17 protein-coding genes and 1 pseudogene are annotated in these 15,367 nt (G+C 32.9%); 10 read left to right on the forward strand and 8 right to left on the reverse strand.

Features of this window, described 5'->3' with window-relative positions:
- Positions 1 to 10: 10 nt before the first annotated feature.
- The 5 genes from CY0110_RS20705 (at position 11) to CY0110_RS20725 (ending at position 3,547) form a co-directional block, all read left to right on the forward strand.
- Positions 11 to 385: a hypothetical protein gene (locus CY0110_RS20705; RefSeq protein ID WP_008277506.1), complete on the forward strand. Its 375-nt coding sequence runs from the start codon at positions 11 to 13 to the stop codon at positions 383 to 385.
- 2 nt (positions 386 to 387) lie between these two features.
- Positions 388 to 1,857 carry a restriction endonuclease subunit M gene (locus CY0110_RS20710; RefSeq protein ID WP_008277507.1) on the forward strand — a complete coding sequence of 490 codons (1,470 nt, stop codon included), beginning with the start codon at positions 388 to 390 and terminating at the stop codon, positions 1,855 to 1,857.
- Between the two features lie 113 nt (positions 1,858 to 1,970).
- Positions 1,971 to 2,675, forward strand: a complete 705-nt coding sequence (locus CY0110_RS20715; protein ID WP_008277508.1) for a MotA/TolQ/ExbB proton channel family protein — start codon at positions 1,971 to 1,973, stop codon at positions 2,673 to 2,675.
- Positions 2,676 to 2,677: 2 nt separating this feature from the next.
- A complete protein-coding gene (locus CY0110_RS20720) occupies positions 2,678 to 3,100 on the forward strand; it encodes an ExbD/TolR family protein (protein ID WP_008277509.1) in 423 nt (140 codons plus the stop codon).
- Between the two features lie 9 nt (positions 3,101 to 3,109).
- Positions 3,110 to 3,547 carry an ExbD/TolR family protein gene (locus CY0110_RS20725; protein ID WP_008277510.1) on the forward strand — a complete coding sequence of 146 codons (438 nt, stop codon included), beginning with the start codon at positions 3,110 to 3,112 and terminating at the stop codon, positions 3,545 to 3,547.
- Positions 3,548 to 3,551: 4 nt separating this feature from the next.
- On the opposite strand, the gene CY0110_RS20730 is transcribed toward CY0110_RS20725, so the two are convergent.
- The gene (locus tag CY0110_RS20730; protein WP_008277511.1) at positions 3,552 to 4,499 is read right to left on the reverse strand and encodes a hypothetical protein; all 948 of its coding nucleotides are present in this window, start codon (positions 4,497 to 4,499) and stop codon (positions 3,552 to 3,554) included.
- Between the two features lie 241 nt (positions 4,500 to 4,740).
- Here CY0110_RS20730 and CY0110_RS20735 point away from each other — a divergent pair, with 241 nt between their 5' ends.
- The 4 genes from CY0110_RS20735 to pstB are packed head-to-tail and all read left to right on the forward strand — an operon-like array spanning position 4,741 to position 8,368.
- The gene (locus CY0110_RS20735; protein ID WP_008277512.1) at positions 4,741 to 5,679 is read left to right on the forward strand and encodes a PstS family phosphate ABC transporter substrate-binding protein; all 939 of its coding nucleotides are present in this window, start codon (positions 4,741 to 4,743) and stop codon (positions 5,677 to 5,679) included.
- Between the two features lie 3 nt (positions 5,680 to 5,682).
- Entirely contained in the window at positions 5,683 to 6,612 is a 930-nt protein-coding gene (gene pstC, locus CY0110_RS20740) for a phosphate ABC transporter permease subunit PstC (protein WP_008277513.1), read from the forward strand.
- Between the two features lie 11 nt (positions 6,613 to 6,623).
- On the forward strand, positions 6,624 to 7,577 hold the full coding sequence (gene pstA / locus CY0110_RS20745; RefSeq protein ID WP_008277514.1) for a phosphate ABC transporter permease PstA: 954 nt from the start codon (positions 6,624 to 6,626) through the stop codon (positions 7,575 to 7,577).
- Positions 7,571 to 8,368 (forward strand): phosphate ABC transporter ATP-binding protein PstB, encoded by a 798-nt coding sequence (pstB, locus tag CY0110_RS20750; protein WP_008277515.1) that lies wholly within the window; start codon positions 7,571 to 7,573, stop codon positions 8,366 to 8,368. Before pstA ends, pstB begins: the two co-directional genes overlap by 7 nt.
- A gap of 311 nt (positions 8,369 to 8,679) precedes the next feature.
- Here pstB and sipA read toward each other — a convergent pair whose 3' ends face one another.
- Together sipA and CY0110_RS20760 are read right to left on the reverse strand one after the other, a co-directional pair.
- Positions 8,680 to 8,928: a regulatory protein SipA gene (gene sipA, locus CY0110_RS20755; protein WP_008277516.1), complete on the reverse strand. Its 249-nt coding sequence runs from the start codon at positions 8,926 to 8,928 to the stop codon at positions 8,680 to 8,682.
- Complete coding sequence (locus CY0110_RS20760) at positions 8,928 to 9,395, reverse strand: low molecular weight protein-tyrosine-phosphatase (protein ID WP_008277517.1); 468 nt, start codon at positions 9,393 to 9,395, stop codon at positions 8,928 to 8,930. Before CY0110_RS20760 ends, sipA begins: the two co-directional genes overlap by 1 nt.
- A 148-nt stretch (positions 9,396 to 9,543) precedes the next feature.
- Here CY0110_RS20760 and CY0110_RS20765 point away from each other — a divergent pair, with 148 nt between their 5' ends.
- A complete protein-coding gene (locus CY0110_RS20765) occupies positions 9,544 to 10,953 on the forward strand; it encodes an SGNH/GDSL hydrolase family protein (RefSeq protein WP_008277518.1) in 1,410 nt (469 codons plus the stop codon).
- A 45-nt stretch (positions 10,954 to 10,998) separates the two neighbouring features.
- Here CY0110_RS20765 and CY0110_RS20770 read toward each other — a convergent pair whose 3' ends face one another.
- The 5 genes and pseudogenes from CY0110_RS20770 to tmk form a co-directional block, all read right to left on the reverse strand.
- On the reverse strand, positions 10,999 to 11,934 hold the full coding sequence (locus CY0110_RS20770; protein ID WP_008277519.1) for a glycosyltransferase family 2 protein: 936 nt from the start codon (positions 11,932 to 11,934) through the stop codon (positions 10,999 to 11,001).
- A 38-nt stretch (positions 11,935 to 11,972) separates the two neighbouring features.
- Complete coding sequence (locus CY0110_RS20775) at positions 11,973 to 12,770, reverse strand: SirB1 family protein (protein WP_008277520.1); 798 nt, start codon at positions 12,768 to 12,770, stop codon at positions 11,973 to 11,975.
- 60 nt (positions 12,771 to 12,830) lie between these two features.
- Positions 12,831 to 13,388 carry a DEP domain-containing protein gene (locus CY0110_RS20780; protein ID WP_008277521.1) on the reverse strand — a complete coding sequence of 186 codons (558 nt, stop codon included), beginning with the start codon at positions 13,386 to 13,388 and terminating at the stop codon, positions 12,831 to 12,833.
- An 18-nt stretch (positions 13,389 to 13,406) separates the two neighbouring features.
- Positions 13,407 to 14,945 (reverse strand): annotated as a pseudogene (locus CY0110_RS20785) (FAD-binding oxidoreductase).
- Positions 14,946 to 14,986: 41 nt separating this feature from the next.
- Positions 14,987 to 15,367: dTMP kinase (gene tmk / locus CY0110_RS20790; protein WP_008277523.1), on the reverse strand; the 381-nt coding region annotated here is incomplete at its 5' end.

The raw sequence follows: 15,367 nt of genomic DNA on the forward strand, positions 1-15,367 counted from the left end.
TTTGTAGATAATGTTACCTTTAACTGTGATTATCTTTGTTTACAATAAAATTGATGATAGTAAAGCTAAAATAGCTCAATTAAGTATTCAAAATACTATCTATGTTGATGCAAAAAGAACAGCAGATTTTCAGATGACTCGTGGTATCAATCATATTTTGGATAATGAAGGTAATGAAGATGATATAATTGCCTTCCTTTTAGATCGAAATTTACCTGTAGATGAAATTGAAGCAGCTAACTTGGCTGAAGAAATTATCAATAATCCTCCTAAACAGGGCTTTTTAACTATATCCAATGCTTTACAATGGCGATTACAATATAGAAGAGTAATATCTCTTGCTGGACAAGAAGAGGGTTTAATAAACATTTATCGAGCAAATTAATAATGAATAAACAATCTAAAACGAAAATTGAATATGGAGATTTTCAAACTCCTTTAATATTAACAAATAAGATTTTCAATAAGCTAGTTGAATTACAAGTTTTTGCTGATTCAATTATTGAACCAACTTGTGGAATTGGTAATTTTTTAAAATCTTCTAGCTACTTTTTTAAAGATTCAAAAGAAATTATAGGAATAGAAATCAATAAAACCTATGTTGCTCAATTAAATAATAATTTTGAACAACGCCTCAATAAAATTAGAGTGATTAATGATAATTTTTTTAATATCAATTTAAGTAAAATAATTTCTAATAAAAATAGTAATATTTTGATTTTAGGCAATTTTCCTTGGGTAACTAATTCACAATTAGGAAGAATAAAAAGCCTGAATTTACCACAAAAAAATAATTTTCAGAATCATAATGGATTAGAAGGGATAACAGGAAAAAGTAACTTCGATATATCAGAATGGATGTTAATTAAATCCGTTGATTTTTTACAAAAGTATCAAGGTTATTTAGCTATGCTTTGTAAAACATCAGTAGCTAGAAAAATCATTAATTATATATATAAGCAAAAATATAATCTTTCTTACTGTTCAACTTACGGAATAGATGCAAAAAGATATTTTGATGCAAGTGTTGAAGCTTGTTTATTATTTTGTCAATTTAAACCTGAAATGCAAAATTATAGTTGTGATATTTTCGAGAATTTAGATACATCTAAATACAAAACTGTTACTTATTTTGATAATCGTTTGATTAGAGATAGTAAAAATTTTGATAAAATTAAGTATCTTTACACAAACAAACCTAAAACAAAATGGCGTTCTGGTGTTAAACATGATTGTTCAAAAATTATGGAGTTGGAGAAAATAGGTGATTATTTTATTAATGGTTTAGGAGAAAAAGTAGAACTAGAAAGTAATTATATTTATCCATTAATCAAAGGTTCAAATGTTGCAAATGGAAATAATAAAAAAAGAAAAAAATATATTTTAATTACTCAAAAATACATTGGAGAAGATACAAAGAACATTAAAGAATTAGCACCTAAAACATGGGATTATTTACAATCACATTCGAGTTACTTAGATAAGCGTGCAAGTAGAATATATAAAGCTAATCCTCAGTTTTCTATTTTTGGTATCGGAGAATATAGCTTTTATCCTTGGAAAATTGCTATTTGTGGATTATATAAAAAATTAGATTTTAAACTATTTCATTTGATTGAGAATAAACCAGTAATATTTGATGATACTGTTTATTTTATTAGTTTTCAAGAAGAAGATGAAGCTATAAAAATCTTAGATATATTAAATTCTCCTGCAATAATCAGTTTTTACTCATCTTTGATTTTTTGGGATGAAAAACGCCCCATTAAAGCTAGTATTTTAAACTGTCTAGATTGGGATAAAATTAAAAATATATCGGAGTTAGAATTACTCCATCCTAGCTACTCAAAGAGGTAGAGTCAACCTATACTGATTTCTAGCTTGATTAACCTTGGCTTTGTTTAACTGATTTTAACCTTACTGTTAAATAATAGTTTTTGTTTCATAGAAATAGTAAATTTTCAGGTTAAATGACTCATATTTACGATTTATTTTTAAAAGGAGGCCCGGTGATGTGGCCTCTATTAGCTTTATCGGTTTTTACCATCACTATTGCGTTAGAAAGAACTTGGTTTTGGATTCGACTTTTAAGCCAAGAAAATCGCATTGTCCACGATGTTTTAGAAACAGCCCGTTACGATCTAATAGAAGCCCAAAGAATTGCTCAACACGCTCGTTTTTTACCCATTGGACGCTTTTTATTAGCACCCCTACAACTGAAAAAACCCTCCCCTGAAACCTTTCGTTTAGCAATGGAAGCTAGAGGCGATCGCGAATTTATTCAAATGAGAAAAGGGGATAAATTTTTAGAAACAGTAATCGCAGTTGCGCCATTATTAGGATTATTAGGAACGGTAACTGGACTCATTACAACCTTTAACAATTTAAAAATAGGAGAAGGTGCAAATTTAGCAGAAACGTCTCAAGCTGCTGCGGGTATTTCTGAAGCTTTAATTACCACAGCAGCCGGAATGATTGTCGCTATTCTTGCTTTATTAATTTATCGTGTTTCTGTTACTTTGCAAAGTGGGCAAGTAGAATATTTTACTGAAGTTGGTACAGATTTGGAATTAATTTATCGACAGTTTTGGTATGAACCTGAACTAGAAGAAAAACAAAAACTTTTTACTGCTTTACCCGCTGAAAATACAGTTAATATAGATAATTACCAATAAAAATGAAATTTAAAAAACAATATTTTTCTTCCGTTCCCGAAGTTAATCTAGTACCAATGATTGATGTATTAATGTCAGTCTTACTCTTTTTTATTATTACTTCTATGACGTTAACTAGCCAAATATTAGGTAATATTGAGATTCCTGGAATACAAGCTGATAGTGAAACTGAAAAACAAGAAAATAATAAACCTACTTTAATTATTGGAATAGATAAAGAAAAAAAATTGTTTATTCGTGAGCAAATGGTTAATGAAGAGGAACTGTTACAAAAAATTTCTGCTTTTTTAGAAGAAAAGCCTTCAGGAGAAGTTATTATAAAAGCAGATCAAAACCTTTCTTATCAAGATATTTCACAGTTTTTAAATAAACTAAGTGAAATTAGTGATCAACAAGTTTTTTTAGCTATCGATCAAGAAAATTGAGAAAAAATAATGCGTTTTAAAGATCAAAAACAGCAGCAATCTGTTCCTAGTATTAATTTGATACCGATGCTTAACGTAATGATGTCGGTATTAGCATTTTTTGTCCTAGTTTCTATGAACTTAACCACCAGTCCTCAAGGAGTTAAAGTTGAATTACCTAGTAATGAGCAAGCAAGAGAAATACCTATAGCTGTAGAAAATAAAGACTTAATCGTTACTTTAAAATCTGATGATAGTTTTACCATTAATGGATACGAGCAAAACATACAAACATTAGAACAATTAAAAATAATGGTGCAAGAATACTTAGTAAAACAAAAAAGCGGGACAGTTTTGTTAATGGCAGATCAAACAATTTATTATAAAAAAGTTATAGAGGTTTTAATTGAATTAAAACAGTTAGAAAAAGATAGAATTTCTTTAGCAATTACTACAGACAATAAATAATAATTTATTCAGAAGCTTGAGAAACTTGAGGATTATCAATCCATAAAATTAATAACGCACCACTCCCTTTTAATTTAACAATACTCATATAAAATGTGACATCAGATGAATTTTTGGCTTCATAGAATAATGAATCACCATATTGTTCTTCTAATTGATTAATTTCAAATCCTAATTCATTTTTAACCACAGGTTCAATATAATCAAAATAAGCACCATAAGGACTGGTTTGCGGAATGGTTAGAAATCCTAATGTTCCTACCTTCAGTTTATTTTCTGCTGTTAAAAAGTAAGGAATATGCTCGTCTCGAATAAATTGTATAGGTAATGTATCAATATATTCTTTCATTGCGTCTAAATCATTACTGCTTTTTTCTAACCGTTTTAAAATTCTTGGTCTTAATTCTTCTAATAAACTAGAACCTGCTTCAGAAGCAACTTCATTCTGATTTTCTAAATTATTTATATCATTTTCTATTAATTCTGGATTAATTGTAGGAGTTGGTGTTGGGGTTGGACTCTCAGAAACTTTAGGAGTCGGTGTGGGTGTTTGTTTGGGAGTAGGAGAAGGAGAAGGTTCGGGGTTGATTTGTAACGGAGTTTTCTCAGGCGTTGCTGTAATTTGGGTACTAGGAGAAGGTGTGGTTATTCTAGGTATTTGTCTAACTGTCGGAGGTCGTTGAATGGGTTGTGGTGTAGGAGTCGATTTAACTTTGGGTGGTGTTTTAGGGGTTTCTGGAGACGGTTGAGGGGAAGGAGGAATTAAACGAGTAATTTCTACTTTTTCTTGAATTTCTTCTTGTTCTTCTGTCTTTTTTTCTTCTAATTTAGGAGAAGAAGGAAGGGGTAAGCTTAAAAACCCAATATGAAAGATTAGGGAAAGAAAAAACATGGGTCGAAACAAAACACGAAACTTTGATAATAAATTGTAAATGGGTTTAATTAATGCCATTTTTCTAAACTCGTAAAATTCCTTTTTAGATAATAAACATAAATTTGATGTTTTTTTATTCTTAATACAGTTTTATTCAAAAAACACTTATTAAACTAAAATTAGGTTAAAAGTACAATAAATTTCGGTAAAGTTAATCTATTTTTTACTAACTTTTAACCCTAATTAATACTTTTTTTGAAATAATAGATCGGGCTTACACTTGAATGACAAAAATTAACCGATTAGGAAATAATCAGCTATGAACATTAAAGTAAATGGTTGGCTTTTTGCTGGTGCATTTGCATTAGGCTTATTCTTAGTTAACTTGAGTAATATTCCTGTTAACTCTCAAGGTCGTCAGGTCATCAAAATTGATGGTTCTAGTACGGTTTATCCCATTACTGAAGCGGTGGCCGAAGAGTTTCAAAATAAAAAACGGGGTGCGGTTCAAGTAACTGTTGGTATTTCTGGGACTGGTGGCGGTTTCAAAAAGTTCTGTTCTGATAATGAAGCGGTAAAAACAGACATTTCTAATGCTTCTCGACCTATTAAAGATAGTGAGAAAGAAATGTGTGCAAAAGCAGGAGTTACATTCATGGAAATTCCTGTTGCTTATGATGCCATTACTGTTGTGGTTAGTCAAGATAATCCTTTAACGGATATTACAACAGCAGAACTTAAAAAAATGTGGGAACCGGCTGCTACCAATAAAATTACTAAATGGAATCAAGTAAATTCTAACTGGCCTGATGCAACCTTAAAGCTTTATGGACCGGGTGCAGACTCAGGAACCTTTGATTATTTTACCGATGAAGTTATTGGTAAATCAGGAGAAAGTCGTACTGACTACACACCCAGTGAAGACGATAATGTATTAGTTCAAGGGGTAGCTAATGATAAACAAGCATTAGCTTATTTTGGCTATACATACTACGAAGAAAACAAGAATAAGCTGAAAGCTTTAAAAGTTGATGGGGTTGCGCCTTCCTCCAAAACGGTGAGTGATGGAACTTACACACCTTTAGCTCGTCCTATCTTTATTTATGTCAATCTTGATGCAGTAAAAAATAATTCTGCTGTGAAAGAATTTGTAGAATACTATTTAGATAGCGCACCTGAATTAGTTAAAGAAGTTCGTTCTATTCCTCGTACCGACTATCAAGCCCATAAACAAAAATTAGCTCAGTCTATTCGCTAACTTATGACACCGATTTTATCTAAAAATAATGGGGAGGGGCAAGTTTCTTATAGTTTTTTTCGTAACATTCGAGAAAATATTATCGAGTTTGCCCTTTTTTTAGCTGCCTTATCTTCAGTAGGAACAACCTTCGGAATTTTATACATTCTGGTCACAGAATCTTGGCATTTTTTTCAAGAAGTTCCTATGATTGAGTTTTTCACGGACACTCAATGGACTCCTTTATTTAACGATAAACATTATGGTATTTTACCGCTTTTGTCAGGAACTTTAGTAACTTCAACGGTTGCTTTATTGGTAGCTATTCCTCTAGGAACCATTGTTGCTATTTATTTAAGTGAATTTGCTCCAGCACAATTGAGAGAATGGGTTAAACCAATCTTAGAATTACTGGCAGCAATTCCCACCGTTGTTTATGGTTACTTTGCTCTATTGGTAGTCACTCCTTTACTACAAAAAGTATTTACTAATTTACCGACTTTTAATATGTTAAGCGGTGGTTTAGTTATGGGTTTGATGATTTTACCTTTAGTGAGTTCAATCTGCGAAGATGCTATGAGAGCAGTTCCTGTGGTCTTAAAAGAGGGGTCTTATGCGATGGGAGCAACCCGTTTACAAACTTCCTTGAAAGTTGTCTTTCCTGCTGCAATTTCAGGGATTGGTGCTGCTTATATTTTGGGTGCTTCTCGTGCGGTTGGTGAAACTATGATTGTAGCGGTTGCATCGGGTTTATTACCTCAATTAACTTTAAATCCTTTAGAACAAGGAGCAACCATTACTGCTTATATTGTACAGGTAAGTTTAGGGGATTTGCCCCACGGAACCATTGAATATCAAACCATTTTTGCTGCTGGTTTAACCTTAGTCGTCATGACATTAATTCTTAATGTTATTGGTTACTTTTTAGCGAAACGGTATCGAGAAATTTATTAATTATTGAATCTATGTCCCAGAAACATTTAGTCAATTATATTTCTAGACGTAAGTTGATAGATAGTTGCTTTGCTATTGTAGGATTATTAATTATTTTTGTGGCAATTTTTGTCTTATTGGGATTAGTTTTACAAATTGTTATCGAAGGTTTACCCCGTTTAACGCCACAATTTTTTGTCTCATTTCCTAGTCGTAAAGCAGAGCAAGCAGGGATCCTCTCGGCTTGGGTAGGAACCAGTCTTATTATGTTAGTAACTGCCTGTGCTGCTGTTCCCATTGGTATTGCTTCGGGTATTTATTTAGAAGAATATGCTCGTAAAAATTGGCTATCAGCTATTATCGAAATTAATGTTACTAATTTAGCTGGTGTTCCTTCCATTGTTTATGGCTTGTTAGCGTTAGGATTATTTGTTTATCAATTTCAGTTAGGACAAAGTGTCTTAACCGCAGGATTAACTTTAGCATTGTTAATTTTGCCTGTGGTTATTGTTACCACTCGTGAAGCAATTAGAGCAATTCCTATTAGTTTAAGGGAAGCTTCTTATGCGGTTGGTGCAACCAAATGGCAAACCATCTGGGATCATATTTTACCCTATTCTTTAGGTAGTATTTTAACAGGAATTATCATCGGTTTAGCCCGTGCTATTGGAGAAACCGCCCCAGTTATTACCATTGGTGCATTGACTTTTATTGCCTTTTTACCCGAATCTCCCTTTAACAATGAGTTTCCTTTTTTTCCTTTGGAAATGACCTTTCCTTTCTTCAATTTTCAGCAATTTTTCGCCTGGTTAAATGCACCTTTTACCGTCCTACCTATTCAAATGTTTACCTGGGTATCTCGTCCTGAACAAGACTTTCAAGTGAATGCAGCAGCAGCAGGAACAGTGTTATTAATGATGACTTTAGGTATTAATGGAATTGCAATTTATTTACGTTATCGTTTACGTCAAGGAATCAAATGGTAGACCAGTTTTCCAATAATTCTCCTCATTTAGAAACCACCAACCCGAAAGTAGAAGTTAAAAACTTTAATTTTTACTATGGAGATTTTCACGCTATTAAAAATGTTACTTTTATCATTCCTCAGCAAAAAGTAACCGCGTTAATTGGTCCATCTGGCTGTGGTAAAACGACATTATTACGGTGTTTTAATCGGTTACATGATCTCTATCCAAACAACCGTTATGAAGGGGAAATACGCATTGATTCCTTAAACATTTTAAGTCCTAAAGTTGATCCCATCGAAGTGCGAATGCGAGTCAGTATGGTGTTCCAAAAACCCAATCCCTTTCCTAAGTCAATTTATGAAAATGTGGTCTATGGTTTGAGGGTTAGAGGAGAAAAAAATAGAAGTATTTTAGATGAAAAAGTAGAAAAAGCTTTACAAAACGCTGCCTTATGGAATGAGGTAAAAGACCGTTTACATAAACCAGCTTATGACTTATCAGGAGGTCAACAACAACGGTTATGTATTGCTAGGGCATTAGTCACAGAACCCGAAGTTATCTTATTAGATGAACCCACATCCGCCCTTGATCCCATTGCGACTAATAGTATAGAAGAATTAATTAGTCAATTACAACAAAAAGTAACCATGATTATTGTCACCCATAGTATGCACCAAGCAGCAAGAGTGTCTGATTATATTGCTTTTATGTACTTAGGAGAAATGATTGAATGTGGCGAAACTGATGCTATTTTTTCCCATCCAGAAAAACAGAAAACCAAAGATTATATTACGGGGAGAATTGGTTAATTTAGGGGAATAGTTATCAGTAATCAGTGACCAGTTATAAATTATACCAGTTCTCAAAAATAGCTAGAGAGATGCAGCTTGGGGTGTGGGGTGTAGGGTGTAAAGCTAAATGCCTTTAAAAGCCTACTTGATTCAATATATCCCTTGTTAGGACAATTTTCATAACAATTGAAGTCTCTAATAATTTTTGAGATTGGGTATTAAAGTATATTTTATAAATTTGAAAAAAGTTGATAATAACTAATCAGTTAACTTTTAACTTATGACTTCTGACTCCTGACTCCTGATTCCTATCTTCTGACTCCAAAAAACTAAAGATCCGTATGAGAGGATTCTTGGATAGTCGCAACAGCAAGATATTGACTTTCCATCAAAAAGGTTCCTTTATCGAACTTTACCCCCCAATAACCCCCAGGACGACGATCCATGACAATGCCTTCGTCTCCAATTTCTAAAATATCAGGAGGCCGTAACATGGGCATGGGATCGGCGGTTTTGAGATAAGGGGGTTTACTCACTAAAGATACCTTACTCCCGACAGCAATTTGTTGTTCATTCATTACTTTAAAATTTCCTCTAATAAGCCGTCACAAGCATCTAATAATAAATTAATCACATGATCAAACCCGGCTTCCCCTCCGTAGTAGGGATCGGGTACTTCCCTGTCTCGGTGTTGAGTGGCAAAGTCACACATTAAACGCACTTTATCTTTGTAAAGGTTATCTGGATCGAGTTGAAGAATATCTCGATAATTGGAACGATCCATAGCTAAAATCAAGTCAAATGTTTCAAAATCAGATAGATCAAATTGTCTGGCTTGTCCAATCAATTTGATGCCCCGACGGCCTGCGGCCGCTTGCATTCGTCGATCAGGAGATGCCCCAATGTGATCACTAGATGTTCCGGCAGAATCACACATAATCTTGTCTTCTAGCCCTCTTTCTTGGATTAAATAGTTCATAATATTTTCTGCCGAGGGAGAACGGCAAATATTACCTAAACAGACAAATAGTAATTTATACGCCATAAATTTTACAAATGATGGTTAAACTATAAAATCAGTAAATGTACAGTGACAACAACCCTTTAATATCTTTAGTGGATTCTTGATCCAATTCAATGCTAAGGTTTGACCAATAATTTTGTAAACCTATTTTTAACAGAGGAACCATTTAATGTTGAAATTACCCAAAAAACCCCGTTCTTACGGTTCTTATTACAATAGTTCTTACTACAATAAGGGAAAAACTCGCCCTAAAATATCTTTACTAGGAATTATCATCGCTTTACCCGTCTTGATTATTCTCTCAGAATTTCTCTCCCAAACTTATCTAGGAATGACGGGAAAAGGAGACACCAGCAAAGGGACTTCTCCCCTGATAGAAGCCTATAAGTTACAGTTTCGTACCGCTAACGATAAACCCATCGAAGGATTAAAAAATCAGGGTAAGTTGGTGATGCAACGGAGTTCAACGACAGGTTATGAATTGGTTGATGGCCAAAAAAGCGAATTTTTCTATATCAATGAACAGGGGTTGCGGGATAATGACCCGGTTCCGGTAGCAAAACCTAAAAATGAGATTCGTATCTTTGTCTTAGGAGGTTCGACGGCGTTTGGCCAGTTAAACCCCAATAATGACAGTACCATTAGTCATCAACTAGAAGCCCGTCTTAAACAACGAGTTAACCAGCAAAAAAGTTCTCCCTCAACCTATCGCCCGGATGTTTTCCCCTTTTTCGTTCCTTCTCGACAAAAATTGATGAAGTTACCACCGAAAATTCGGGAAGGAAATTATCGAGTTATCAATGCTGCGGTTCCGGGTTATACTTCCGGTAATGAGTTATCTCAATTAACCCTAAAAATTCTTCCTTATCAACCAGATTTAATTGTAGTTTTAGATGGTTATGGAGATATAATGTTATCCAGTAGTCAGTCACAAACTGATGTTCCTCATATTGACGAATTTTTGGCCGATGCTAAGGCACATTTTAAAAATTCTCTTAACTTTTCTGCTGATGAGTGGATCAAGAATACAGGCTTAGTAAGAACTTATAATTCTTTTACAAATCCTAGCAATAATAGTCGTCAGGCAATAGATACTAGCTTACCCATTAATACAGATAGCAAGGCTTTAAAATATTATTTACCTGATAATCAAGATGAATTAAAACTTCGAGTAGATCGTTACAAAGAAAACCATAAACGGTTAATTTCAATGTCCGCTAAATTAGGTATTCCTGTGGTTCTTGCTGTTCAGCCAGAAATTACTTCTCGTCCTCTTGAAAAGCTTTCTTCCGATGAAAAAGCAATCCGCGATCGCTTAGGAAAAGAATATCTCGAAGAATTTCCTAAAGCTTATCAGGAGTTTGTTAAAGCAACTCAACAATTAGGCCAAGCTTATCCGAAAAATGTTAAAGTTTTAAACTTCTATCAAAGCAATTCTAATTTTCCCACTCCCATGTTTACTGACACGGTTCATTTAACCGAAAAATCGAATACTGTCTTAGCAGAAACCCTTTATCATGCCATTACTGCTTGGGAAAAAATACAAATTATTCCTCAAAATTACTATCTAAAAAATTAATAAATGGTAGGGGCTAACTGCTGTTGGCCCTGATCAAAATTAGGATTAATTATTAGCGGTTTCTCTATAAGCAGAATAAACCCCTTGAACGTTATACCAATTAAGAAAAATTCGAGCAATTTCTAAAGCTAATTGAGGCTTTCCTTGGTTGATTAACCATTGTAAAATAGGGGCAAGGGTACGTTCGTTTAATGTGCCACCTAATGATAAAATTCCCCATAAAATCCGATGGAATAAGGTCATTTGAATCATTAAGCGAACCTCAAAAGTGGGGTGTTTTTTATAAAATAAAACTCCCATTCTTCCCCGTTGAATTTCTTTATCAATTAAGTTCGGAATTTGCGCTAAATTAAAGGGGGGATGCCAATGATAACCCACTGCTTCGGGGCATTTAATTAACTTTAACCCTAATTGTTTTAATCTTACCCCTAGTTCTAAATCTTCCCATCCATACAGTTGAAATCTTGTGTCAAATAACCCTGCTTTTTCTAACCATTTACGGGCGATCGCTACGTTTCCAGTAGCAAAATAAGCAGCGGAAAAGTCTGTGATTTTATAGGGTTCAGAAGTGGGATTATCAAAGTTACAAGTATTAATAACTGCGCCATAGGTAAATAGGCGATCGCTATCTAAGGTTTTTTCTCCTTTTATCAAAGCATTTGCATGGCATTGTAAAAAGGTTTCAGTTACCACCAAATCACTATCTATAAAGATAATTATATCACCATTGGCTTTCGTTACTCCTAAATTTCTAGCAGCTGCTGGTCCTAAATGATCTTGAGAAAAACAACAAACATGGGAAAAGTTTTGTTGGTTTTCTTTTAACCATTCTAAGGTTCCATCTGTCGATCCATCATCTACTAAAACGACTTCATAATTATGAATTATATTATCATTGAAGTCTTGTTTTTCTAACGCTTTTAGACATTTTTCTAAAATCGGTTTACGATTGTAAGTAGGAATGACAACACTTATAAACACAGCTTTTATAATGAAAAAATAGGATAATTTGTTTTAGTTTAGCGCATTTGTTGCAGAAGTTGACGAATCATTTGGGCATCTTGTGCGGTGGGTAAAATAGATAAGTATAATTGTAGATCCGCCGTTGCTTTTTCCCATTGTCGTAACTGATAATAGAGTAAACCGCGATCGCGTATTTCTATCGGATGATTAGGAAATAATTGCAGTAGTAATTCTATAATTCTCAACATTTTGGGGTAATCTTCATTATTGAGATAGATATATTTTAAATTTGTCAACATTCTCCCTAATATTTGTTGATTACTAACAGGAGTTAACAAATGATCTTTTAAAGTAACAGGTTGTTGATAAATTTCTTGTAATTTTATCTCACAATCTTCTTTAAATAAAATTTCTCCTTGATTAAAAACATCGACAAAAATACCTACATTCTCAAACTCAGGACGAATAATAAAATGTCCTGGCATTCCAATACCAACCATCGGAAAATCAAGACGTTTTGCTATTTCTAAATAAACCACAGATAAAGTGATAGGAATACCTATTTTTTTATCTATCACTTCGTTTAAATAACTATTGCTAGGATCATAATAATTTGTTTTATTACCCTTGAAGTTTAACTCTTGAAATAAATAATGATTGATAGTTTTAATAACTTTAAGAGGATATAAATTACTGGGTAAACTATCTTTGACTCTTTCAGCAATTATATCTAAACTGGTCAAATAGTCTTGAATTTGTAGCTTAGGATATTCATATTTCGCATAAATCAAGGCTGCTTTAGCTAGATTAATTTGTTTGTCCGGCTTATTGGTTTCTTGTAAAAAAGACTGCATATTAAATTAATATTTTTAGCAATTTTATCACATTTACCTATAGAGTAACAGCGAATATAATTATTCATCTGTATAAAATCGATAGAATAAATAATCGTTTTTAAATTCTTGTTCATTGTGAACATGATGAATAATTTTTTGATCAATTAATTGTTGCCCTATTTTTACTGCTTCTTCTGAGGAAATAGTTAAGTTTTTCGTTAACCAATCAACCAACTCACTACCAATAAAACACTTGGGATACGACTTAAGACGATAACGACGATTTTTAATCGTAACTCCCTTTTCGCTTCTTATTTTATCAATTATTTTATCTATATCTGGGGGTGATGTTCCATTCTTTTTAGAATTACCTTTCAATAATTCTACTTCGTTACTTTCTTTCCAAATTATGATACCTGTTATATCTTCTAATAACAAAAATTCTATCTCACCTTTATTATCCAAAAATTGTTGTTTACCATAGTCTTTCGCTTCTTTTTGTTGTTCAATTTTAAATATTTTATCTTTAATAAATAGTTTACTTTTAAACATTAAGCCAGGTAAGTATTCTATGGTATCTTGTTGACGATAAACTAAATTACAATACTTCACCTGTTTATGATCCAAAATTTTCATTGCTGTTCCTCTTTGTTACTAATCTTTATTATAATCTCCTCCTGAACCATATTTCCAAGTATCTAACCAACGATTATAGTAATATTGTTGTTGAGGAGATAAGTTTTCTGTCAGAGGTTTAACCCACTTTCCTAAAGGATATAACCCACTATATACAGCTAAATTGAAGTAGTGTACTGTCCAATTTAGTAAAGATTGTATGCCAACTTGGGGTAAGATAGGTAAAACTAATTTAGGATTAACGAACGGTAAAGTTTTCATTAAAGCTGGAAATTGGATAACATCTTGTAAAAAGGGTTTTAAAACATCATCACCCAATTGATCCATGACTTGGAAAACACCACTCATTAACTCATTAATTTGATTAGGAGAAACCGTTTGATTAACCTCAACACTCATGGTTTTTTGGAATAACCAAGTTACAGAAATATTCGGTTGATAGGGTTGTAATAAAGATAAAGATTTTCGATCTAAACTATCAACTTTTAAAGCTTCATTGATCCCAAAAGTCAAGCGTTTTAAATGACGAACCATCGATCCAAAACCACCAAAACTAACAGGAGATTGACCTCCAGCACTATCCCCGATGGGTAAAATTCTATCCCATGGCATTTGTAAAGGACTGTTTTGATAAGCAGGAAAAAAGCCGAATAAAAACCGTTTAAAGTCGAGTTTTTCTAATTCTATATTTTGGTATTCTGGAAGTAATCTAAGATATTCTTCCATAAAAAATTCTAAACTAAAACGATCCCGATGAGCATCTACATAAGTAAATAAATAAGTTGTTCTTCCATCCCTTGCTGGAAAGCTTCCCAAAAGTATTGACACTGATTTAAATCGGTGTAAAGAGGCAATTAAGTCTCCTGTATCGTTGTTAGTATAACCCTCTGCACAACTTCCTACTACTAAACAAATTCCATCTGGTTTATCTCCTTTTCTTACTTGTTGAACAATAGGAGAAAAATGTCCCATTCCATCAATAAGTAAGCGAGATTTTAAAATAGTATTATCTGCATTAACCAACACTCCATTACTATGAACGACTGCTGAACTAAATGGAGTATTTTCTAATAACTTTCCCCCTGCTGCTATAAATTTTTGCTTAAGGGTTTCTAATAAAAAAATAGGATCAACACCAATATTTAAAACATCCTCAACCCAGAGTTCATATCCTTTGTGAAAACTCACTCTTGCTGGATTATATTCTGTTGCGATCGCTTGTTCTAATTCTTGGATTGATAATAACTCAAGTTCTCCAAAAGTCTGTAATTCTTCACGAGAAATATTCCATTCTTGTTCTCTTCCTTTTAATTGCCCTTTCTCAATTAAAATAACACGATTTCCTTGCTTTTGTAAGCTTGCAGCGATCAAAATACCTAGAGTTCCTCCAGAAATAATAATATCTGCATCAAACTCATTTAATCCTTCATTACTTTCGCTAATCACTGTAGGAGGGGTTAGATTATTATTTCGTAAAGCTTGCCAACGATTATCAGCTATTTGTAATCCTTTACGACTATTTTCTGGTAAATAAAAAAGATTAGAGTTTAAACTCATAAAAAAAATTAATTTATATTGATCTTATTTTCAATATAACGTCAACTAAACTGTTTTTCAAGGTAACTGATAATTTCTTGCTGAATTTTTCCGATACTATTGTTACCATCTATTGTTAGTATGTCTCCTTCATAAGATTGGAAAATTTTATCATAGTTTTTTTTGACTTGTTGTAATTTTTCTTTGGTTTCATAAACCTCTTTATAAACTGCATTTTCTAGACGGGATAAGGCGATATCTACAGAAATATCTAAATAAATAACGATATCCGGATTAGGAAACCGTTGATTTAATTCATAGACAAAATTAAATTCTTCTTGATTATTAGAATTATAAGCTAAAGAAGAAAAATAATAACGGGTAGCAATAACATGACAGTGATCTTGTTGAATTAATTTATAGACTCCATCCACTTCATTATA

Origin of the sequence: Crocosphaera chwakensis CCY0110 (genome assembly GCF_000169335.1) — a bacterium.
Taxonomy (GTDB): domain Bacteria; phylum Cyanobacteriota; class Cyanobacteriia; order Cyanobacteriales; family Microcystaceae; genus Crocosphaera; species Crocosphaera chwakensis.